The sequence below is a fragment of the Rhizobium ruizarguesonis genome (assembly GCF_012349115.1).
Lineage (GTDB): Bacteria > Pseudomonadota > Alphaproteobacteria > Rhizobiales > Rhizobiaceae > Rhizobium > Rhizobium ruizarguesonis.
This window is the reverse complement of sequence record NZ_PQIG01000082.1, coordinates 35344-57849: the sequence shown is the minus strand read 5'-3', so window position 1 is coordinate 57849 and position 22506 is coordinate 35344. Positions and strand designations below refer to the sequence as shown.

19 protein-coding genes are annotated in these 22506 nt (G+C 61.1%); 9 read left to right on the top strand and 10 right to left on the bottom strand.

The window, feature by feature from the left end:
- Positions 1-5: 5 nt before the first annotated feature.
- From C3Y91_RS19045 to C3Y91_RS19020, 6 genes are read left to right on the top strand one after another with little or no spacing between them, the layout of a single operon-like run.
- On the top strand, positions 6-761 hold the full coding sequence (locus C3Y91_RS19045) for an ABC transporter ATP-binding protein (protein WP_024321421.1): 756 nt from the start codon (positions 6-8) through the stop codon (positions 759-761).
- Entirely contained in the window at positions 758-1486 is a 729-nt protein-coding gene (locus C3Y91_RS19040) for an ABC transporter ATP-binding protein (protein WP_018071420.1), read from the top strand. The genes C3Y91_RS19045 and C3Y91_RS19040 overlap by 4 nt, the downstream gene beginning before the upstream one ends.
- Positions 1483-2397: an ABC transporter permease subunit gene (locus tag C3Y91_RS19035; protein WP_168575689.1), complete on the top strand. Its 915-nt coding sequence runs from the start codon at positions 1483-1485 to the stop codon at positions 2395-2397. The genes C3Y91_RS19040 and C3Y91_RS19035 overlap by 4 nt, the downstream gene beginning before the upstream one ends.
- Complete coding sequence (locus tag C3Y91_RS19030; RefSeq protein WP_168575688.1) at positions 2394-3431, top strand: branched-chain amino acid ABC transporter permease; 1038 nt, start codon at positions 2394-2396, stop codon at positions 3429-3431. Before C3Y91_RS19035 ends, C3Y91_RS19030 begins: the two co-directional genes overlap by 4 nt.
- A 40-nt stretch (positions 3432-3471) precedes the next feature.
- Positions 3472-4257, top strand: a complete 786-nt coding sequence (locus C3Y91_RS19025) for a coniferyl-alcohol dehydrogenase (protein ID WP_168575687.1) — start codon at positions 3472-3474, stop codon at positions 4255-4257.
- A 23-nt stretch (positions 4258-4280) separates the two neighbouring features.
- Positions 4281-5726, top strand: coding sequence for an aldehyde dehydrogenase (locus C3Y91_RS19020; RefSeq protein WP_168575686.1), 1446 nt, complete (start codon positions 4281-4283; stop codon positions 5724-5726).
- A gap of 152 nt (positions 5727-5878) precedes the next feature.
- On the opposite strand, the gene C3Y91_RS37985 is transcribed toward C3Y91_RS19020, so the two are convergent.
- The 10 genes from C3Y91_RS37985 to tssH all read right to left on the bottom strand — a co-directional run bounded on the left by C3Y91_RS37985 (position 5879) and on the right by tssH (position 18998).
- Complete coding sequence (locus tag C3Y91_RS37985) at positions 5879-6169, bottom strand: hypothetical protein (RefSeq protein WP_246780206.1); 291 nt, start codon at positions 6167-6169, stop codon at positions 5879-5881.
- The gene (locus C3Y91_RS19015; RefSeq protein WP_246780205.1) at positions 6166-7056 is read right to left on the bottom strand and encodes a hypothetical protein; all 891 of its coding nucleotides are present in this window, start codon (positions 7054-7056) and stop codon (positions 6166-6168) included. The genes C3Y91_RS37985 and C3Y91_RS19015 overlap by 4 nt, the downstream gene beginning before the upstream one ends.
- A gap of 504 nt (positions 7057-7560) precedes the next feature.
- The gene (locus C3Y91_RS19010) at positions 7561-8610 is read right to left on the bottom strand and encodes a hypothetical protein (protein WP_168575685.1); all 1050 of its coding nucleotides are present in this window, start codon (positions 8608-8610) and stop codon (positions 7561-7563) included.
- Positions 8607-10133, bottom strand: a complete 1527-nt coding sequence (locus C3Y91_RS19005; protein WP_168575684.1) for a DUF4150 domain-containing protein — start codon at positions 10131-10133, stop codon at positions 8607-8609. Before C3Y91_RS19005 ends, C3Y91_RS19010 begins: the two co-directional genes overlap by 4 nt.
- Positions 10130-11239, bottom strand: a complete 1110-nt coding sequence (locus C3Y91_RS19000; RefSeq protein WP_168575683.1) for a DUF2169 family type VI secretion system accessory protein — start codon at positions 11237-11239, stop codon at positions 10130-10132. Before C3Y91_RS19000 ends, C3Y91_RS19005 begins: the two co-directional genes overlap by 4 nt.
- Positions 11240-11249: 10 nt before the next feature.
- Positions 11250-13514, bottom strand: a complete 2265-nt coding sequence (gene tssI, locus C3Y91_RS18995; protein WP_130665623.1) for a type VI secretion system tip protein TssI/VgrG — start codon at positions 13512-13514, stop codon at positions 11250-11252.
- Between the two features lie 28 nt (positions 13515-13542).
- Positions 13543-14475, bottom strand: a complete 933-nt coding sequence (locus C3Y91_RS18990; RefSeq protein ID WP_246780204.1) for a hypothetical protein — start codon at positions 14473-14475, stop codon at positions 13543-13545.
- A gap of 9 nt (positions 14476-14484) precedes the next feature.
- Complete coding sequence (locus tag C3Y91_RS18985; RefSeq protein ID WP_174827073.1) at positions 14485-15567, bottom strand: hypothetical protein; 1083 nt, start codon at positions 15565-15567, stop codon at positions 14485-14487.
- A 141-nt stretch (positions 15568-15708) separates the two neighbouring features.
- Positions 15709-16185 (bottom strand): Hcp family type VI secretion system effector, encoded by a 477-nt coding sequence (locus C3Y91_RS18980; RefSeq protein ID WP_003575677.1) that lies wholly within the window; start codon positions 16183-16185, stop codon positions 15709-15711.
- 41 nt (positions 16186-16226) lie between these two features.
- Positions 16227-18998: a type VI secretion system ATPase TssH gene (gene tssH / locus C3Y91_RS18975; RefSeq protein WP_168575682.1), complete on the bottom strand. Its 2772-nt coding sequence runs from the start codon at positions 18996-18998 to the stop codon at positions 16227-16229.
- Positions 18999-19228: 230 nt separating this feature from the next.
- Between tssH and tssA the strand changes: the two genes are divergently transcribed.
- From tssA to tssC, 3 genes are all read left to right on the top strand, one after another.
- A complete protein-coding gene (gene tssA, locus C3Y91_RS18970) occupies positions 19229-20305 on the top strand; it encodes a type VI secretion system protein TssA (protein WP_130665625.1) in 1077 nt (358 codons plus the stop codon).
- A 57-nt stretch (positions 20306-20362) separates the two neighbouring features.
- On the top strand, positions 20363-20887 hold the full coding sequence (gene tssB, locus C3Y91_RS18965) for a type VI secretion system contractile sheath small subunit (RefSeq protein ID WP_168575681.1): 525 nt from the start codon (positions 20363-20365) through the stop codon (positions 20885-20887).
- Between the two features lie 130 nt (positions 20888-21017).
- Positions 21018-22499 (top strand): type VI secretion system contractile sheath large subunit, encoded by a 1482-nt coding sequence (tssC, locus tag C3Y91_RS18960; RefSeq protein WP_168575680.1) that lies wholly within the window; start codon positions 21018-21020, stop codon positions 22497-22499.
- Positions 22500-22506 lie beyond the last annotated feature (7 nt).

The window sequence follows — 22506 nt, the reverse complement described above, 5'->3', positions numbered from 1 at the left end:
GCACAGTGCTGCAGCGGGAAGCTCATAATCGGCCGGGGGGAGCCTTTCTCTCGGCCAAGGGAATCCACAAGCGGTTCGGCGCGCTGGTGGTGCTGGAGAATCTGGATTTTTCCATGGGCGATGGCGAGGCGGTCGGCATTGTCGGGCCGAACGGCGCGGGCAAGACGACCCTGCTCAGCGTGCTTGCCGGCGCCTTCCCGCCGAGTGAGGGAAGCATCACCTTCGACGGCGTCGACGTCACGCGCCGGACGGCGGCGGAGCGCTGCCGGTCCGGGCTCGTCCGGACCCATCAGATTCCCAAGCCCTTCGGCGGCATGACGACTTTTGAGAATGTTTTCGTCGCCGCATCGCACGGCAATGCCGCTAGCCGCGACGAGGCCTATGAGCGCGTGGTGGATTCGCTTTCGCTCTGCGGCATGCTCGGAGTGGCCAACCGCCCCGCCGACACGCTTGGCCTGCTGGATCGCAAACGGCTGGAGCTTGCCCGTGCGCTTGCCACGCAGCCGAGGCTGATGCTGCTCGACGAGATCGGCGGCGGCCTGACCGATGGCGAGGCGAGCGAACTCGTCGAAACCATCCTCGAATTGCGCCGCCGCGGCATCGGCATCGTCTGGATCGAGCATATCGTTCATATCCTCCTGCAGGTGGCGGAGCGGCTGATCTGCATGGACGCCGGCAGGATCATCGCCGATGGCGAACCGAAAACGGTCATGAGCAATGCGGAGGTGGTCAAGGCCTATCTCGGAGGGACACCCGCATGAGCCTTCTCTCCATCCGCGACCTCGATGTCCGCCACGGCCTGCTCCAGGCGGTGCGCGGGGTCAGTTTCGATCTTGCCAAGGGCGAGGTACTGGCGCTGGTCGGCGCAAATGGCGCGGGCAAGACGACGCTGCTGCGCTCGATTGCCGGCGCTCATCTGCCATCCTCCGGCCGCGTCCTTCTCAACGACGAAGATCTGGCCGCCGTCCCGTCCCACAAGCGGATCGCCAAGGGCATCGCCCTGGTGCCGGAAGGCCGGCGCCTGTTTTCGCAGATGACGGTGGAAGAGAACCTGCTTCTTGGAAAGACTTCCGGCCGCAAGGGCGAGTGGAGTATCGATCGTGTCCTCGACGCCTTTCCGAACCTGAAACCCCGCCGTTACGCCAAAACAGGACATCTCTCGGGCGGGGAACAGCAGGCGACTGCGATCGGCCGGGCGCTGATGAGCAATCCCGATATTCTTCTCCTGGACGAGGTCTCGCTCGGACTTTCGCCTCTGGTCGTCGATCGCGTCTACGCCCAGCTGCAGGCGCTGCTCACCTCGGGAACGACCATCGTGCTCGTCGAGCAGGATCTCGCTCGCGCCATGAGCGTGGCAAGCCGGGTCATCTGCATGCTGGAAGGACGCATCGTCCTCGACCGGCCGGCCGCCGTCGTCACGCGCGAGCACGTCACCCAAGCCTATTTCGGATTGCACCGGGCAGCCGGCGAAAGGAGCGCACCGTGATCAACACCCTGCTCCAGGGCATTCTGCTGGGCGGCTATTACGCCGTCATCGCCTGCGGCCTGTCCTTCATGTTCTCGGTCATGCGGATCATCAATCTCGCGCATGGCAGCCTGGCGGTCGCAGCCGCTTACGGGCTGTGGCTGCTGGCCGCCAAATTCGGCATTTCGCCCTTCGCTGGCCTGCTGATCGTGTTGCCGGTCATGGCGGCGGTCGGCTGGCTGTTGCAGCGCTTCATTCTGGAACGTAGCGCCCGCGGCGGCACGCTCTTGCCGATCCTGACGACCTTCGGCCTGTCGATCGTCATCGACAACCTGCTGTTCGAGCAGTTCGGCGCCGACACCCGGTCGCTCGCGCCGTTCATCGGCAACTTGTCCTATGCATCCTGGCAACTGCCGGGCCACATCTTCGTCGGCAAGCTTGCCGTCCTGATGATGGTGACGGCAGTCCTCATTCTCGGCGGGCTGCAGTTCTTCCTGAGCCGTTTTGCCCTTGGTCGCGCGATCCGCGCCACGGCGGAAGATCCCGACACGGCAGGACTGGTCGGTATCGACGCCCGCAGGGTAAACGCCGTCGCCACCGCGATCACCATGGTCACGGTCGGGATCGCCGGTGCTTTTCTCGGGATGCGGGCAACCTTCAGCGCTTATTCCGGCGGCCCGCAGCTTCTCTTCGCCTTCGAGGCAGCCGTCATCGGCGGAGCGGGATCGCTATGGGGCACGCTTGCCGGCGGCATCGTTCTCGGCCTTGCCCAATCGCTCGGCGCCCAATTGCATCCGCAAGGCTTCCTGATCGGCGGCCATGCCGTGTTCCTGCTGGTGCTTTTCGTCAGGCTATCCCGGTTCGGCATGCCGGTTTTCGACAAACTTGGCGCCTTTCTCAAACTGCGCACCCGTCTCCGGAGCCCGACATGAGCCCCAACGCGACTCGTGCCTCCAATGGAATATCGATTGAGCGCTGGACGAAGTCATCGCGGGTGGCGCTTGGCTGCATGGCCGCGGTGCTCGTCCTGCTGATGTTTGCCCCCACTGTCCTCGGCGCCGGCGCGATCGACCGGATGACGGCCCTCTTCATCTATGTGATCCTTGCCGCCATGTGGAATGCGCTGGCCGGTTTCGGCGGGCTCGTCTCGGTCGGTCAGCAGGTGTTCTTCGGCCTCGGCGCCTATTTCACCATCCGGCTTGCGGATGCGGGGCTCAATCCCTTCGTCTCGCTCTTTGCCGCCGCGATCGTGACCGGCGCGCTGTCGATCCCACTTTCGCTGTTCATGCTGCGTCTGAAGGGCGGCGAGTTCGCAATCGGCATGTGGGTGATAGCGGAACTCGCCCACCTGCTCGTCAACCTCGACCGGCTGATCCAGGGGGAAACGGGAACCTCGCTGATCTCGCTCAACGTCTATGACGGCGCAACGCGGCGGGCAACGATCTACTGGCTCGCCTTGATGGCCATGGCCGCACTGCTCGGCGCTCTCTTCATCCTGATGCGCAGCCGCGCAGGTGCAGCCATGCAGGCGATCCGCGACAATGAGGAGGCGGCAATCTCGGTCGGCGTGCGCGTAATCGCAACGAAGAGGCTGCTCTTCGTGCTCGCCGCCTTCGGCATTGCGGTTGCCGGAGGCCTATGGCTGGCGACCGCCACCACCTTCCAGCCGAAGACCTATTTCAGCGTCCAGTGGACGGCCTACATGATCTTCATGGTGCTGGTCGGCGGGATCGGCAAGTTCGAAGGCGCGATCCTCGGCGCCATCCTGTTCTTCGTGATCGAGACCGTCTTCGGTTCAGCCGGCGTCTGGTACCTGATCGGCCTCGGCGCCACCGCCGTGATTTTCTCGCTCTACCTGCCGCGCGGCCTTTGGGGCGAAATAGAGCGTCGCTTCGATTTTCAACTTCTGCCCGTCGGCTACCGGCTGAAATTGCCCGGTCCGCATAAAGTCAAATGGGAAGAATGAGCCGGCTTATTTCCGGATTCTGTTACGAAAGGTGACGTTCATGCTTTTTGGTAAAACAATCCTGGTGACCGGCGTCGCTTCCGGCATCGGCGCCCGCACGGCGGAACTGGCCGGCCAGATGGGTGCCGAGGTCATCGGCGTCGATGTGCGCGAGCCGGTGGGTGGAAGTGCCGCCTTCATCAAGGGTGATCTTTCGACCGCCGCTGGCGTAGCCGACATCGTCGCACAGCTTCCGGCGCGCCTCGACGCGCTCGCCAATGTCGCCGGCCTTTCCGGCAACACCGGTGTCGTCTCGACGCTCGCCGTCAATTTCTACGGGCTTCGCGCCCTGTCGGAAGCCGTGGTACCCCGCCTGCGCGAAGGCGGCGCCGTCGTCAACGTCGCCTCGATTGCCGGCTACGGCTGGCGCGCCAATCTCGAGCGGGCAAAATCCTTGACCGCCATCGAAGGCTTTCCCGAAGTGGCCGCGGTTGTCGCTGAGCACAACCTCAAGGACGAGGAAGGTTACCCGCTCTCCAAGGAGCTGCTGCTGCTTTGGACCATGCGGGCGGCCCATCAGCCGCTGTTCAAGAACCGCGGCATCCGGGTGAATGCGGTCAGCCCCGGGCCGGTGGAAACGCCGATCCTCAAGCAGTTCCGCGCCGTGCTCGGCGACGCCAAAGTCGATAGCGACATTACCCGCGTCGGCCGCGCCGGCACCTCCGCCGATATTGCGCCTGCCGTGCTCTTCCTCTGCTCGGATGGCGCACGCTGGATCAATGGCGCCAATCTTGCCGTCGACGGCGGCCTCGAAGCTTCCATCAACGCCGAAGTCCTCGGCTTCTAGTTCTTGTCCCCAGGAGACCTCCGATGAATATTTCCCTCCTCATAAACGGCGCCGACCGTGCAGCCTCCGGCGGCCGGACCTATGATCGCATCGATCCCTTCACCGAGAAGCTCGCAAGCCGCGCCGCCGCGGCAAGCCTGGACGACGTTGCCGCAGCCGTTAGTGCCGCCTCCGCTGCCTTCGGCGCCTGGTCGAAGACCGGCCCCGGCCAGCGCCGCGCGATCCTGATGAAGGCTGCCGATATCATGGATTCCAAAGTCGACGAGTTTACCACTCTGATGATCGAGGAGACCGGCTCAACCGCGCCCTGGGCCGGCTTCAATGTCATGCTCGCCGCCAACATCCTGCGCGAGGCCGGCGCCATGACGACGCAGATATCAGGCGAAATCATCCCTTCCGACAAACCCGGCACGCTCGCCATGGGCGTTCGCCAGGCCGCCGGCGTCTGCCTGGCGATCGCTCCCTGGAACGCGCCCGTCATCCTCGCCACCCGCGCCATCGCCATGCCGATCGCCTGCGGCAACACCGTCGTCCTCAAGGCCTCCGAACAATGCCCCGGCACGCACCGGCTGATTGCCACAGTGCTGACCGAAGCGGGCCTGCCGGCCGGCGTCATCAACGTCCTCACCAACGCGCCTGAAGATGCGCCTGAGATCGTTGCCGCGCTGATTGCCCATCCGGCCGTCAAACGCGTGAACTTCACCGGGTCGACCAAGGTCGGCAAGATCATCGCCGAGACCTGCGGCAGGCATCTCAAGCCCGCCCTTCTTGAACTCGGCGGCAAGGCGCCGCTTGTTATCCTCGACGACGCCGATATCGACGGCGCCGTCAATGCCGCCATTTTCGGCGCCTTCATGCATCAGGGCCAGATCTGCATGTCGACGGAGCGGATCATCGTCGACGAGACGATCGCCGATCAGTTCGTCGCCAAACTGGCCGCCCGCGCCAGCCAGCTGCCGGCCGGCGATCCGCGTGGGCACGTCGTTCTCGGCTCGCTGATCAGCCTCGACGCAGCGAAGAAAATGGAAGAGCTGATCGCCGATGCGACAGCCAAGGGTGCAAAGCTCGTGGCCGGCGGCAAGCGCTCCGGCACCGTGGTCGAGGCGACGCTGCTCGATCATGTCACGCCCGAGATGCGCGTCTATGCGGAAGAATCCTTCGGCCCGGTCAAGCCGATCATTCGCGTTACCAGTGAGGAAGAAGCCATCCGCATCGCCAACGATACCGAATACGGCCTGTCCTCCGCCGTCTTCAGCCGCAATGTCCAGCGGGCAATGGCCGTTGCGGCGCGGATCGAATCCGGCATCTGCCACATCAATGGCCCGACGGTGAACGACGAGGCGCAAATGCCCTTCGGTGGCGTCAAAGGCAGCGGCTACGGCCGCTTCGGCGGCAAGGCGGCGATCGCCGAATTCACCGACCTGCGCTGGATTACGGTCGAGGATTCCGCCCAGCACTATCCCTTCTGAGCAGGTTTGACAGGCGTCACCGTGCCACGACGCCATTGCGGCCGTGGCACGGCCAACGCTCAGACCGGCGAAAGAGATTTCGCCGGTCTTGGGAAGATGCTTCAGCGCTTCGATATGCCGTGGCGGCGACCGCTACCGCAATCGATCCGAATTCAGCTCTCCAACGATTGAACGATAAGCTTGGCTGCCGCCCGCTTGCGGCCCACACGAATGTCAGCGGCGCCGGTGTCGAAATCCAGGCCGTTTTTCTCGCGCACCTGCCTCAGCCATGTCGGAAAGGCATGAAGATTTCCGCGCCCGAGAACTGGGAAACCGAGATCGTTCCGGTAGTTCTTTGTTTCGCTTTCCGAGAACTCTCCGCGCTCGGCCATGCGCGCGCTCAGCTCCCACTGCCAGTCCGGGTTCGGCCGGATCTGCAATCGCACGACGTTCTTGGCGATCACCGGATGGCCTTCGGTGCCACGCAGCGGTACCGCAATATGGATTTCCCAGTCCTCGTCATCGCCAAATGGCAGGCCCAGCTTTTGCGCCAGGGCGACGGATTCGGTGGCATTGCGGCGAGTGAGCTCAATGTCCTGAGCTGCCGCGCCAGCGAGCGGAAATGCTCTTCGTCAGGCTCGGCATCCGGCAGGACTGTCTCGACATAGCGGTGCAACATCGCACGTTGCTCGACGCGCCGCATAAGATCATATTTGCCCTCAATCATATCGGCAACAAGCTCGGCGCGAGTCGCCTTGTTGAGCAGGCAGATAAACACCATACCCCAGAAGCTGAGATTGGTGACATTATAGAGATCTTCGCCATAACGTCGGTCGTGGCGATAGCCCAGATGCTGGAAAACCTCGAGAATGCGCACCGCCTCGTCGGCAAAGGGAACAAACTTTGCCTTCTTGTCGCGCTGGGCGGGCATCGTCGTATAATTGCCGACCTGCGCGATGAGCTTGAGCCGCGCCTTCAGCGCCTTGGCCGAAATCGTCTCGCCGCTCGGCAGGGCGCCGGTATCGTCGAAACCGAACACGAACAGAAGCTTGTGCCGCCGCGACATCTGGATGACGCCGCCAAGATCGAGAAACGGCAGCATGCGCCGATAGGCCTCGAGCAGCAGCGGCATTTCCTTGTCTCCGACCAAGGGTGCGCCGCCGGCAATGCGCATGAAATGGAAATAGAAATCGATCTGCTCGTTCGGATCGAGCAGCCCGGAAACTTTGGTCGCCAGAGGCCTGATGCGATAATGATTGGCAGGCCAAAATTTCCCCTGGCGCCGATCGGCAAAGGCTTCGTTCTCGTCGGCAATGAATGTCCGCAGCAGCTTTGCGTCGGTGTCGGTCATGGTGTGTTCCTAATGAAGCTTATAGATGTCCAGGGGCACCCGACCGCATTCACTTATCTTCCCAATCCTCAAGCCCGCGTCAAAGCGGGTCTCAGCCGAGTGCATGGCTCAGCAATAGCGCGACGGCGAGCGGAACAATAAGAAAGCATACGAAAGCCGTTAGTACGCGACATTGTCGCCATGCTCATAGAACGTGAATGCATTGCCGTCGTAACGTACGATCATAATTCTTCCTCAGAGCGAACCGGCGCAGCCGGGCCTACCGGCGAACAGAGCGCAAAACATGCTCTTGCTCCACGCGGTAGCAGCCATAAGGCGAGGAAAATTACCGGACGCTACCAGCGGGGATCGTTTGGGATAGAATTTGCTGCTGTCCTCCGACTTCGACCGCAAATGAATAGTAGATCTCGTCAGGCACCCGCGAGACAGCCTCGGAAATTTTCAGTTTTTGATAATGATCAGCCGTATTTTCCCCAGCGTTCCGCCGGTGACGCAAGCCCCGCGTTAAAGATCGGGATGCTCAATCCGTTCCCATTCGCTTCCATCGAAGCGGAAAATATCCTTCTGGCCGACAACCCACAGAACATCACCGACGGCACCGGCATAGAAGATGTATTCACCGCGCAGCTTGGGGAGAGCGGGAGAGAAGCGTCGAAGATCGGAAGTGCCGGGATCGAATTCGAACAGGCCGCCGGGACGAACGCTCGAAGGCAACACAAGTTTGCCTCGATAGGGCGTGATCATGTGAAAAAGATTGAGCTGTTGACGCAGATTGACCGGCGTGAACCCGCGTGGGTTGCTGCCGTGCAGCAGCACGCCTTCGCGCCCGCAGATCCAGACGCTATCCGCATGCTCGATGTGGATGCCCGTCAGCGCGGCTTCCTCAAGATGAACCTTGAGTTCGTGAAGCGCCGAGCCGTCCCAGAAGCACAAGACAGGTTTGGTACCTTCCACGCCGCAGAGATAGATAGCATCATGGCTTAGCCCATTGATGTCGTGGAAGGATATATTCCGAGGCCTCTTCGATCTGGACTCCATAAGCCATTGCAAAAATCGCGGGTCATCTGTCGGGGGCGCCGTTTTGCTGAGACGAGCGTGAGCGTCAGGATCGAACAACAGATTATTGGTCAATATGCGCCATTGGTTCGGCTGGTTTCGCACATATATCTGCCCCCCATTGCCGGACGAATAGAGCGTATCTTCGATCCTTGCCAAGGCGAGCATGCGACCATGGCCTTTGGCACCGTCAATCCAAGTGCCGGCTCCGATCATTCTTTCGATTGCTCCACTGGAAAATACGTCAGAAATCACCTCTCCTTCCGAAGACATCACGACATAGTCATGGCTATCCGCCGAAGAAATGATTCTCTCTACATGTGCGGCAACCTTTCGATCCTCCCATTGCGATCCACCACCCGACCGGTCGTATTTCCATACGACAGAGTCTGGCTCGTAGAGGTCAGAGCTTTCCACCACCGACGATACCAGCAGCGACTGCTCGCTCGCAGCACATGCCCGCGTCAGTTCAGACTTTTCAATAAGAGCTTCCGTCATTTTTTATACTTACCGTTCGATAGGATTTTCATCGTTTCTTCCGGGATATCCTGGACGCGCTGAAGAGCCCTCAGTCGTTGGTTCTTATTACTGTTAGCGAATTCATCGTTCACAGCCTTGACAATCTGCTCAACGCAATCCGGCCGTACCGCGGACATTGCTATGATCGACTCTCGCTTCACATCGTCAAGGGTCGCCGTATAGAGAGGATTCGACGTCGCGCCAATGTTCTCGATTGCCCCATCCGCCAAATGACTTTCGTTATGCTCGGTTCCGGATGTCCGGGCATTGCCCACAACGCAGATACTCTGACCTTCCCAGTAGCCGGGCATCGTATCGATGCGCTTTGAGCCAACTATACCCTCTTCGCGTGTACCCCATCGTAAGGTCCAATCAGGCACAATATGATGGGCCTGCATGCCGATGCTCTTGCAGATCGGCTCCATCTTTTTGTAGGTGTCGACACGGCATCTTCGCTTTTCGCGGTCCTGCTCCACGCGTACGGTTTCAGGAACCGGCAAGGGTTGCGGGAGTTGTTGCTGTTCTTCCTGACTACGCTTGTGCCGTCGGTAGGCTTCAATCTGCTCGTTGTACCACCGCTGAACATCGCGATTGTAGCCATGTTCGAAAGGATCGAGAAGGGAACGTGCTCGTTCGTTAAGCTCCTTCTCGACAGGATCGGCATCTCTGGGAAGATACGGGATCAGCGGCGTGTCCCCTGACAACATCAGTGGAAGCACCAAGACACCGTATTTGCCATATCTTAGCAGATTTGGAAGAAAGCCGGTCGGCGTTTGAAGTGTCGGCGGAGGACGGGGGCTCCACGGTCCTTGAATAACATTGCCTGGCTGGCCGACGCCCGGGCGCGGAGTTGGTGACAGTCTCGTTTGCGGATTCCCAGCCGGCTGTTGCTGCGGAGCGACCTGGCGTAGAGCGCCACCGCTCGCATCGGCGTATTGAGCCCCCATCACCAGCGGTTCCGGTGACGCGTCGCTCATGATTTTGCCCTCGTCGCTGCTGTTCCAGCGCAGCGATCCTGGTATGGGATCATCGTCCTCCGGCGGAGCATATGTCTCCGTCCCGCGTACGAAAATGGCTTCCCCTTGCGTATTGCGATCATTCATCCAGAAGCGATCGAGATGACGGATGACGTGAGAACCCTCAGCCCGCACCTGATCGGCATGGCCGATGGGCTCGCACACATTTTCCACAGTTCCGGATTTGACTCCCTTTTTCGTTCCCGGTGCATCGCCGTGGACGTGCGTTGTGCGGGATCGCATGACCATGGCCTTCCTGCGGGTGAAGAAGACGGAGGGCGTATAGTCTTTGTCATGCCCGCAATAATCGACGATCGGGTATGGAATGGGAACGACAGACGAGCCTATCGGCGTCAGGCAGACATCCGGCGACAGCGAGACAACCCGCGCCTCGTCCAAATCGCGCAACCCCTCCCGCGGCCGCCTCGTCGTCCAGGGCGCCGGGTAGTCGGGCTCGCCCACGTAATTGTCGCGCGGGATGCTCATGCCGTCGCCTCGCCTGCAGCACCATCTGCCGCGATTTTGACCTGCACCCGGGTTAACGTCAGTGATGTTTCCCCGGCCTCCTGAAGTGGAAAGCGAGTCCGCCAGGTCAGCATCACCCGATCATCGTTTCGCCAGTCGAAATGCACGCCGTCGAGTGACAGCACATGCCAATCGTCGCGTCCCTGCTCGACACATCGAACCCCCAGCGTTATTGCGGGCAACCGCCCTGTGGCGCGCGCAAAGCGGGGGTGAAGATCATCCAACTGGTAATCTTCGTCCCCGGTCAGATAAGGAACTGCTATGAGATCCGGATGAGCGCATTGCCAGAAGCGTGCGTCGAAATCCTCGGGCAGAAGCGGGTGACGGTCGTTGAGCCAAGTATCATCATAGGTGCCGGCATATTGCTGGCGGGACCGCCACCAAGGCGACACGAGACCCAGCCCCTGGGGCTCGGCCGGCTCTCGCCAGTTCAGCACCTCGCCGGGAGAAGTGATTTGCGGTGCGGCGACGAACGCGTGATCCCAAGGCATGTCGAGATTGACGATGCCGCAACCGAGCGGATTGCGCGCTTCGACATCAGCGGGCGTTTCGTTTTCCGGGTCTCCGGTGCCGGGAATTTGGCCGCCATACGCCTTGCTCCAGCAAATCGGCACCGAAGACGCCGGCTCGGCTTCGGTCAGTTGCCAATCCGTCAACACGCGCTTTGCTTCCTTTGCCGAGAAGCCGGCCCATTTTTGCTTGACGACGGGGCGCCAGAAGCGCGCGCCATGGGCCTCAAGCTTTTTGGAAATCTGCCCGACTTGCAGGCCGATCTGCCATGAAGGTGCTGGAGTGCTGCCCGGCGCATAGGCATTACCGAGGAAAGTGATGTCGGTTCCGACCTTGTCTGGCGTGAGATCGGTCTGACGCAGGAGAGGGCTGGCATGGGGATCGCCGTCATAGGCGTCCTCCCACTGAAAGTCTTCCTGTTTCGAGGCGATCGCGAGCGCATCGCCCTGGCGGTGAACGAAGGTGCCGCGAACCGACACGACGCAATCCAAATCCCCGTTCGCGTCGAACTGCCGGAAGGCCATGGCCGGAAAGGGAAGCCGGTTGATCAGGTCCAAGCGAACCTCCTCAGTTCAGATCGATCGGCTTGCCGCGCATCTGGAAGTGTCCGGTCGCAACGAAGTTGAACGTCTTGCCGAGGATGATCACTTCGCCATTGGCTTTCATGATGAATTTGGAATCGCCGCACTCGATGACGAATTCCTCCCCGACGGCGATCTTCTTGAACTTGCCGACGCTCTCCAGCGATGTCTGGCCGACATTGGTCACTTTGCTGACGCCGATCTGCTCGGCGCGGGCAATGCCGATCGTGTCGGATTTGAAAGAGCCGACGATGGTGTTCATGATCCCAGGCAGCGGAAACAGGCCGGAGGCGGCATCGCCCACGCCGCTCCCTGAACCGGCAAGTGCCGTACCGGCATCGGCGCGCGGGCTTGGTCCCGAGACGACCCCCTCACGGCTGCCAAGACCACCGGCGCCTAAGAAACCGAGCGCTGAAGATGCGAGTGTGCCGGCAAAGGCCGCAAGCCCCGGCCCGCCACCGCCTGCAATTTGCCCGGCCTGCGCCAGCAGCCCCGCCGTATGCCCGGAGAGACCGCTGACCGCCCCCATCAACGCCATTGCCATCGGCCCTGTGCCGCCGACAACGGTGTTCATCGAACCGCCGACTTCGTGTTTCTGGTTGCCGCCGACCTCGACCGTCCGGTTGGCGCCGATCGCCGAAACCTCGTGCCGGTCGATGCGCTTGGTGCGGTCATTCAGAACGCGCGTCGTCTGGTCCTTCTGCGCATGGAAGAACATGTTCTCCTGGCCAGACTCGTCTTCGAAGGTCATCTCGTTGAAGCCGGTGCCCTTATGCGTGTTCGACCGCATGACCATGCGCGTCTTGTTGGCCGGCAGGTCGTAAGGAACCGTATTGCTGGGATTGGGGACCACGCCGGTGACCAGCGGCCGGTCGGGGTCGCCGTCGACGAAGGCGACCATCACCTCCATGCCGATGCGCGGAATGACCTGCGCACCCCAGGTTCCGCCGCCCCAGACCTGGCTGACGCGTACCCAGCAGGTGTCGGAACCGTCCTTCTTGGCCTTGCGGTCCCAGGGGAACCACAGCTTGATGCGGCCGTACTGGTCGGGATGGATTTCCTCGCCGGAAGGGCCGGCGACGATCGCCACCTGGGTGCCCTCGATCCGCGGCCGTTTGGTCTCGCGATGCGGCGTCATCGCCACCCGCGACGGCACCGCCTCGAAGGTGTTCGTGTATTCCGGCTCGTTGCTGTTGGTTTCGTAGGAACGATCGACGACTGTATGCACCGACTTGACCACCACATGCTCTTCATAGACGTGGTCGGGATGGGCGACCTCATAGGGGGTGAAGCGACGCCCCGCCTCCAGAATGCGGGATGTGGAGCCGCCGAAGACCCGGTCGTGATCGGCTTCGGAGGCCTGCATCCTGAGTTTTTCCGCCCGCTCCGCCTCGGCCACCGACGAAATGCGCGCCGGATATTCGTAAAGCTCGCGCTTCGTCGCTTCCGGCATCTGCACCAGCGACGGGGTCATGGTGCCGGGCACCATGCGCGGCGTCTCGAAGTTCCAGTCGGCGCCGGCCCGCTGCCCCGGCACATAGGAATAGCGCCGGCTCCACTCGTTGATATGGTTGCGGTCGGACGAGCCCTGAGCCAGGCGAACCCGCCCCTCCCCCTGCGCCGATGGCGATGGGCCGAGCCAGGATCTTGCGCCGTCTGCCACATGCAGCTTGTGTTTTCCGTCCTCATGGGAAAACCAGTAGAACAGGCCGTCTTCCTCGAAACGGCGCGTGAGATAGGCAAGGTCCGTTTCGTTCCACTGCACCGAATAATGCTGCGGCGGCGGTGGCGTGATCACGCCTGACGTATCGGGCGCCGGGATGCCGTGTTCGGAAAACAGCGTCTCGACGATATCGACAGAGGTCTTGTCCATCCAGATGCGGCAGTCGGAACGGCGCGAAAGCAGCCACATCTGCGGCCGCAGCACCATGGAATAGGATCTGAGGCCGCGCGTGATGGGCGGTCCCTCGTTGAGTTCGGTCACCAGGCCGTTGAACGGCCGGCGCACGCCGCCGCCATCGTCACCCTGCTGCACCTCGACGGAGACATCCATCAGCCGGCCGATCAGTTCCTCCGGCTTGACGGATGGTTTCTTGGCGCGGGCCGAGAGCTTGATTTCAAAGAGCGACGAAATCCCTTCCTCGATCGTCACCCGCTCCGGCAGAAGCTGGTCCTCGCCGAGCGGCGAGACGATCTTCAGAATACGGTTCGCCTGGATGAAATCGGCGGCGAGGGATTGCAAATCGTCCATAACATCACGTTCCGTCTTGGGAGCCGAATTACTGCTGCTGTTGCGGCCGAGGATGGGTTTTGAGATAATCCGCCAGCGCCTGGAAATATTGCCCCAGCATTTCGGTATTGGCCTGGTCGGACGCCTGCCTGTAACTTGCGATGAGCGCGTCGCGCTTGGCCTTTCCACCCGGGCTCTCGTAGAAATCCGTCAACACCGAGACGTCTTCCGGAGACAGAGTGGCCAGCACAAAGGTCAGGCGCGTCTTTTCGTTCGCCCGCGCTATGTCCTTGGGAACCGGCTTTTCGTTCTCGCTTTTCGAACGCAGCGACGAGATCACGCCCTGCATTTCGGATTGCAGCTTGTCCTTTGAAGCGGACGCCAGTGTCTCGACATCGGAATTGGAAAGAGCCTCAAGGCAGAGATACATGAGCTGTGCCGTGAAAGCGGTGTCCACGGCGAGATCCGGGCCGGCCATCAAATCGGCGAGCTGACTGATACGCGGACCGTTGTCCGGGTTGGCAAGACGCATTTCGATGTCTTTCGCCGCTGTTTGGTCCTGTGCCTCGTACATGCGCGCAATCTTCGCCTGCCCCGCTTCCAATGCCGCTGCCACTTTGGCGAAGGCTTTCGGATCGACGGCATCGTCGCCTGCCTCACCCACGGCTTTCGATATTTCGGCAAACATGCTGTCCACCTTGAAGGAAGACCGCGCAGCCGTTTCAAGCAGAGGCTGCGCATCCGAAGTTGCGGAAATGCCCCGATCGGCCGCAGCCTTCGCGACATTTTCGACAGCGGCAGGCGTGCCGGAAAGGCGCGACGCCACCTGCTCGATCTGAAGCAGGGATTGATCGGTGGTATCAGACGCGCCAACCATGCCGGCAGCACTTGCGGCCATGGCGCAGACGAGAGCGGCCGCAATAAGCGGCCAGCGCATGCGACCCATCAATCCGTGCGGCTTCAGGAGATCCGTCAACAGCATCGACACCCCTCAGATCATCCTGACGTCGGTGAGCTGCTTGGGCCGCGCTTCGGTGGACAGACGGTTGATGATCTGCTCCGCCTTCGCCAGTTGCGTGCTGCCTGTGGGGTCGATCAGCAGCTTTTCGGCAAAATTCTGCTCGGGATAGAAGGATGAATTGCCGCTAAGACGGCTGAGCGTGTTGATGCGATCCCGCACGACCGATCCGATATTGTCGTATTCGACACGCTGACCGGGTTCGAAAGGCTGGAGCGGCCGGCCGATAAAGCGGGGCGAAGTGGCCTTCGGATAATCCGTTGCCGAAGGCAGCTGCGGAATGGCATTCTTGCTGTATTCGATATCCCGGCCCATGCCGCCGACGGTCCCGCCGGTGGCCGGCACATAGGTCACGAGCTTGTCGGAATCCAGAACCGCGCTCATGTAGAACAAGAGCTCCATCTTCCGGGACAGGCGGTTTTCGTCGACGCGCCGGCTCTCCGGCGGATTGCAGAACGGCGTCTTGCCGACCAGATCGGCAAGCCTGGATTTGTTGGCCTCGCTGATCGAATTATCCTGCTGCACGCCCCTGACGAAATCATGCACGCAGATGTGGTTGGTGTCGATGAAATCGGCGATCCGCGTCATGAAATTGAGGGCGGTCGGCGCAGAGGCGATCGGCGCGCTGCTCGTCAGCTTTTCCGCAGCGCTGGTCACCTGCTTGTTGGCGAGCTTTTTGGCCTCGTCGAGCACGCCACCGAGTGCAAACATCACCGGCTTGCTGGTGGCGGCGGCATGCATCAGGTCGAAGGTGCGGTTGAGATTGTTGTTGCAGATCACGCGCAGCGCCGTGCGCCCCGCCAGCACACGCACCGAGGTCGTGGCGAAGGCGGCCATCATGATGCTGCCCGTCAGGACCGAGGCAGAAAATACGAAGAGCTCGGCCAGCATCCGGTCGCGGGCTTCCTGGGCCTTTGTGGTTTTCTGGTAATTGTCGATGGCGAGATCGTAAGCCCGCACATAGGGATTGGCGACATTCGTCTCCCATTGGGATTTGTACTTGGGCAATTCTATAAGAATATCGTTCAAACGATCAGTTGCAGCCGACACGATCATCTCCATTGTCTAAAGCGCAAGGATGTCTCTCAACTCATCTGCGAAACCAGCTGTTGATTGCCCTTCCCCGAGATGAGAAAGGCAACCGAAAACATGAGGTGCAGTGCCAGCCAGGGCTGGCACTGCCTGTGTCGGGAAACCTTAAGCGGCCTTGGTGGTCGCGAGATCGTAAGAGGCGATCATCGGCGACTGCGGCGAGTGCTTGTCGTCGTACGGCGTGTACTTCACTTCCATCTTGGTGAAGTTCAGCTTGATCGTCTCGACCGGCCGGTCGCCGTTGGAATCGATCGAGTAGCTGGCGATCAGCGTGTTCTCGAGGGAATACTCGATGTAGGTGTCGCCGGGATTGCCCGTGGTGACGAGATGGATAACGGAGCGCTTGCCGGTGCGGCCCGAGCAGGCTTCCTGGAAGAGCTTGGTCGACGAGGAGTCGCTGACCTTGGTGAGGATTACTTCCGAAACGGTCGGCTCGGAAGCTTCGCGGTTTGCCGCCGAACCGGCGGAGGTGTTCATGTTGCGGGCGACGTTCCAGTGAATGGCTTCGATGTCCATCCATTTGCGATGCTGCTCGTGGGTCGCATCCCCCTGGATACCGTCGATCTGAAGATAAATCGGCATGCTGTCAGCTCTCCTGTTGGCGGTTGAGTGCCTAGTTGCTTCTAAGGCGTAGTTGCCTTTCTTCTCGCTGCTCCCCGAGTGCGCTTGCGGCTCGGGGTTACTTCATCCGACAACCGGTTTTCCCCCGGCGTGTCGAATTCCTGTGGGGCGGCCTCTTCGGCATCGAGGCCGAAGCGATGGCCGTCGTATCCGATGGTGACCCCGGTAATTTTCTTTCCCTGCCCAACGGCATCGAGGAAAAAGGTCGAAAGCACAGGCAAGAGGTCGCGGGCGATCATGACCTCGATCGCGCGGGCGCCCACCTCGCTGGTGCGCGCGCGCGAAATCAGCGCGTCGCGGGCTTCCGGTGATAGTGAAAGCGTGGTCCCGTAGGTGGCCTCGACCCGGTCGCGAATCCGGCCGATCTGGATATCGACGATGCCCGAAAGCGTCTCGTTACCAAGCGGCATGAAGGGCAGCACGGTGGTGCGGCCCAGGAAAGCCGGCTTGAAATGCTTCTGCAATTCCGGCGCCAGCAGCGCTTCGAGCGCGTCGGCCTCCGGCATCGTGTCGGGATCGGCGGCAAGTGTCGCGATCATCTCCGAACCGGTATTCGCCGTCATCACGATGGTGGTGTTCTTGAAATCGATGTCCCGGCCTTCGCCGTCGCGCAGCGTTCCCTTGTCGAACACCTGATAGAAGATTTCCTGGACACCCGGATGCGCCTTGTCGATCTCGTCGAGCAGCAGCACTCCATAGGGCCTGCGCCTCACTGCCTCGGTGAGCACGCCGCCTTCGCCGTAACCGACATAACCGGGGGGCGAGCCGAGGAGCATGGAAATCTTATGCTCCTCCTTGAACTCGGACATGTTGATGGTCGTGAGGTACCGGCTGCCGCCATAGAGCATATCGGCGAGCGAAAGCGCAGTTTCGGTCTTGCCGGTGCCGGACATGCCGACCAGCAGGAAGACGGCCGGCGGCCGCCGCGGATCGGAAAGCCCGGCGCGGGCGGCCCGCATGGCCGAAGCGATCCGCTCGATCGCCGCGTCCTGGCCAAGCACCCTCTCCTTCAGTCGGGCATCGAGCGTCTTGACGGTCTCGATCTGGTCCGACAGCAGCTTGCCGACGGGAATTCCGGTCCAGCGGGCAACGACGGCGGCAACGATTTCCTTGTCGACGACGCGCGGCAGGAGAGGCGTTTGGTCCGCCACTGTCGCCAGGCTCCGTTCGGTGACAGCAAGTGCAGCGCGTGCGCCTTCCGCCGTCATCGCCTGCGAAGGGAATGGCGCCACATTCGTACCGTCGCCTGTCTTGTCGGCCGGCGCCAGCGGGACGACGGCGTCGTCGGGCGAGAAGAATTCCTCCAGCCGGTCAGCCTCCCGGACGAGCCGGTTTTCTTCATCGAATTTCGATCGGAGCGCCTCGATCTCGAGGGCGATATCCTGCTGCTTGCCTGCGATTTCGCCGAGCCGGGCGCGCTTTTCCGGCGTCTCCGGTTCGCGTGCGAGCCAGTTCGCCTCGGTTTCCAGAAGATCGCGCTCGTCGGCGAGCAGCTTCAGCGCCTCCGGCGTCGTCTGGCGCGCCAGCGCCACCGCAGCCGCTGCCGTGTCGATCAGGCTGATTGCCTTGTCTGGAAGTTGCCGGTCCGGCAGATATCTCGCAGAAAGCCGGACGGCGGCGACGATCGCCTCGTCACGGATGCGGACCTTGTGATGGGTTTTCAGACCTTCCGCCACGCCGCGCAGCATGCGGATGGCGGCGTCTTCGTCCGGCTCGCGCACATGCACGGTCTGGAAGCGGCGGGTGAGTGCGGCATCCTTTTCGATGAAGCGCTTGTATTCGCTCCAGGTCGTTGCCGCGATCGTCCGCAGTTCCCCGCGCGCCAAAGCGGGCTTCAGGATATTGGCGGCATCGCCCTGCCCTGCCTGTCCGCCGGCGCCGATCAGCCCATGCGCCTCGTCTATGAACAGAATGATCGGCTCCGGTGACGTCTTCACCGCATCGACCACGCCATGCAGCCGCCGTTCGAACTCGCCTTTGACGCCGGCACCGGCCTGCAGCAGGCTCAGGTCCAAGAGCAGCAGCTTCACGTCCTTCAACCGGACCGGCACATTGCCGGCGGCGATCTCCAGCGCAAGAGCTTCCGCCACCGCGGTCTTGCCGACACCTGCCTCGCCGACGAGGATCGGATTGTTCTGCCGCCGGCGCATCAGGATATCGATCAACTGCCGCAGCTCGCGATCGCGACCGATGACCGGGTCGGTTCGGCCCGCACGGGCGTCCGCGGTCATGTCGTGGGTGTAGAGCCGCAGGAATTCATTGTCCCCAGAGAAGTTCGCAGACGCGGCGGCGGGCACGGAAAGCTCGCCCGACGGGCCTGGCGCCGTATCCAGCAACTTGTCGAGCGTCGCCCTGTCGAGATTGCGCATCGACGGGGCAATGCCGCGCGTCACCGCCCGCAATGCCGGCTCGTTGATCAGCGCGGCAAGCAGATCGGCCAAAAGCACGACATTCCGCCCACATTGCAGCGATGCAACCAGAAAGGATTCCCTCCCAAGGGCGAGCAGGTTCGGGGAGAGCGCAAGCGAGGCACCATCCTCTCGCGGGATGTCGGCGATCGCTGCGTCGAGCTCCATTCTCAGCATCTCGGAGGAGAGCTTGAGTTCTTCGAAAACGGCAGAAAATCCTGCGATATCAAGAAGGGAGCGAAGCCAATGGGCGATATCGACGACGGCGTGCTGATGACGGACGGCTAGCGAAGCCGCTGTCTCAAGACCGACACGTAGATTGGGCTCAAGCGTTCTTATCAGACGATTGAGATCGATATGGGACATTCGCAAGTCCTGTCTTTACGTCGAAATTCAGTACGCTCACCCGATGCGAAGAAACAACTAGGGCGCTCATAAACCCTTGTCCAGAAGAAAAACGACTCTATTTTGAAAAATGAGCATATCGAAAGTCGTCATAAATCCGTCATCATCCTTCTATGGTTGACAAGCCAATATGAGCCGCCCAAAATGACCAATCTTTGCATTATGCTCTGCCTTTTGAGGAATTTAACCGCGTGAATGTTCTCGAAATTATAGATCCACTTGAACAAAATCATCCGTGCGGAGAAAACGTGCGGAGTAATACTGTATCTCGTGAAATATACTATAGAATTAAGGACGCGAGAAACGCCGCGCGTACAGCCGAACGTAGTATTATCCCGGGTGAAACTATTGCGATTGCACCTGCATGGCACGATGTTAGCAATCTTGGATTGCAGATCCTTTCTTCAAAGAGCAAGGATATCGAAGTATTGGCATGGCTCGCTGAAGCGCAGCTGCGGCTGCGGGGGTTCTCAGGATTGCATGACGTCTACGTCGCAACCGTGTCGCTTTTAGACAAGCATTTCGACGCTTTGCATTCGATCGGAGATGGTGACGTCGAGGAACGGTTTGCGCCGTTTGCGGGGCTGAACGGCGTCGGCGGCGAAGGAACGCTTATCCAGGCTATTCGTTTGACATCATTGATCCCGGGCGGAAAATTCGCCCAGTTTTCGCTTTGGGATTTCCAGCTTTCGCAGCGGCCGAACGAAACCGAGCGGCGCAAGGAATTGCAGCAGGCGGCGGCGGAAGCCGGTGTCGCTCAGATGTCAGCCTATCTCGGCGTGCTGACCGAGTGCATCGCCGCTTTCGATCGCATGGTCGAAATACTTGACATACACTGCGGCGACCAGGCGCCACCGAGTTCGAATACACGCAATGTGTTGCAGGAGGCGGCATCTGCAATCCGGATGCTGGCAGGAATCGAAGCGCCGACCGAAGCGCCCTTGGCCGCTCCGCAAGCCCTTGCCTCGCAAGGATCCGAGCCACTGCGGGCAGTTGAAACCGACGAGTCCGAAGCCATCGGCCTGCGGCCTGTCAGCGCCGAGATGATTCGTTCGCGGGAAGAGGCCTTCGAACTTCTGATCGCCGTTGCGCGCTATTTCCGCCGCACGGAGCCCCATTCACCGATCTCCATGTCGATCGAAACGCTGGTGCGTCGCGGCCGCATGGATTTTTTCGAGCTTCTTGCCGAGCTCCTGCCCGAACAGCAGACGCGCAACGCGGTGCTGACGGCAGCCGGCATCCAGCCCGTAGCCGACAAGGGAGGCTAACGGCACGCCGCAGCATCCTCAATTGACAATCCGCCGATGAGACGAAGGAGAATCTCGATGGCAAGTGTGCATGAGAAACTGGAACGGGTTCGCAAACCGCGAGTCCACATCAAATACGAAGTTGAAACCGAAGGCGCGATGGTGGTGAAGGAACTGCCCTTCGTCGTCGGCGTGCTCGGCGATTTCTCCGGAAATCCCACGCAGCAGCTCAAGCCTTTCGGCGAGCGCAAGTTCGTGCAGGTCGACCGCGACAACTTCGACGACGTCATGCGCCGCATGACGCCGGGCCTCACCCTGTCGGTCGAGAACACTCTCGAGAAGCACGGAACAGAGCTTCCCGTTTCGCTGAAATTCGAAAGCATGGCCGATTTCGAACCCGGCGCGGTCGTCGATCAGGTGCCGGCGCTGAAGGCCCTGCTCAACGCGCGCAACCAGCTGCGCGACCTGATGAGTAAGGCGGACCGCTCCGAAGAGCTCGAGCGCCTGCTCGAGGATATCCTGCAGAACAAGGCCGATCTCTCGCAGCTGGTGGCCCAGCTTGGCGGCGACAAAGCCGAAGAGGCCAAGGACGCATTGAACTGAGTGCTTGGGATCGCGGACCGATCGCGGCCCGCGCTCTCCATTCCTGAAGAGTCGTTGTCCGGCAGCGGCCCCTTTTGAAGGGAACCCCTCATGCTTCGAGGGCCGCCGCTTTCGCAAAAAGGATCGATAGATGACCGCCGAAACGCAATTGCAAACAAAGGAAGAAGTAGGCTTCGCGTCTGATGAAAACCTGCTCTCGAAGGTCGTTGCAGCGACCCGCCAGACCGAGCCCGACCGTGCCCAGGACCTTCTGCGCACGCTCACCGATCAAGCCCTGAAGGGCACCGTCACCTATGATCGCAACCTGACGATCACCTTGAACAATGCCATTGCCGAGATCGACAAGGCGATATCAGGTCAGCTCGCCGCCATCATGCAGTCGCCTGAGTTCACCAAGCTCGAAGGCGCCTGGCGCGGCCTGAATTATCTCGTCAAGAACAGCGAGACCAGCGCCAATCTGAAGATCCGTGTGCTCAATGCATCCAAGCGCGATGTCGCCAAGGATCTGGCAAAGGCCGTCGAATTCGACCAGTCGCGCCTCTTCAAGTCGGTCTATGAAGACGAATTCGGCACGCCGGGCGGCGAACCGATGGGCGTGCTGATCGGCGATTACGAATTCGACAATTCCTTCGACGACGTCCAGCTTCTGCAGGGTGTGTCGATGATCGCCGCAGCCGCTTTCGCCCCGTTCATCTCAGCCGCCAGCCCGCGCATGTTCGGCTTCGAGGATTTCCGGGAGCTCGCAAAACCCCGCGATCTCGAGAAGATCTTCGAGACGGTTGAATACGCCAAGTGGCGCAGCCTGCGTGACAGCGATGATTCCCGCTTCGTGACGCTCGCCATGCCGCGTGTGCTCGCCCGCATGCCCTATGGCCCGAAGACCAGCCCGATCGAGGAGTTCAACTTCGACGAAACCGGCGGCTCCAAGACCGGCGAGCTATCGCACGGTTCCTACTGCTGGATGAACGCAGCCTATGTGATGGGCACGCGTCTGACCGAGGCCTTTTCCAAGAACGGCTGGTGCACCGCCATTCGCGGGGCGGAAAACGGCGGCAAGGTCGAAGGGCTGCCGATGCACATCTTCTCGAGCGACGACGGCGATCTGGACCTGAAATGCCCGACGGAAGTCGGCATCACCGATCGCCGCGACGCCGAACTCGGCAAGCTCGGCTTCCTGCCGCTCTGCCATTACAAGAATACGGACTATGCCGTGTTCTTCGGGGCGCAGACCGCGCATAAGCCGAAGCTCTACGACCGGCCCGAGGCGACTGCGAACGCGGCCGTCTCAGCCCGCCTGCCCTATATGATGGCGACCTCGCGCTTCGCCCATTATCTCAAGGTCATGGGCCGCGACAAGATCGGCTCCTTCATGGAGGCGGAAGATTGCGAGGCCTGGCTCAATCGCTGGATCTCCAACTATGTCAACGCCAATGACGACGCCGGCGAAGAGTCGCGGGCGAAATATCCGCTGCGCGAGGCAAAAGTCACCGTCCAGGAAATCCCCGGCAGGCCTGGCGCTTACAACGCCGTGGCATGGATGCGTCCGTGGTTGCAGATGGAGGAATTGACCACCTCGCTGCGCATGGTCGCCCGGATTCCCTCGAAGAACTGATGAAAGC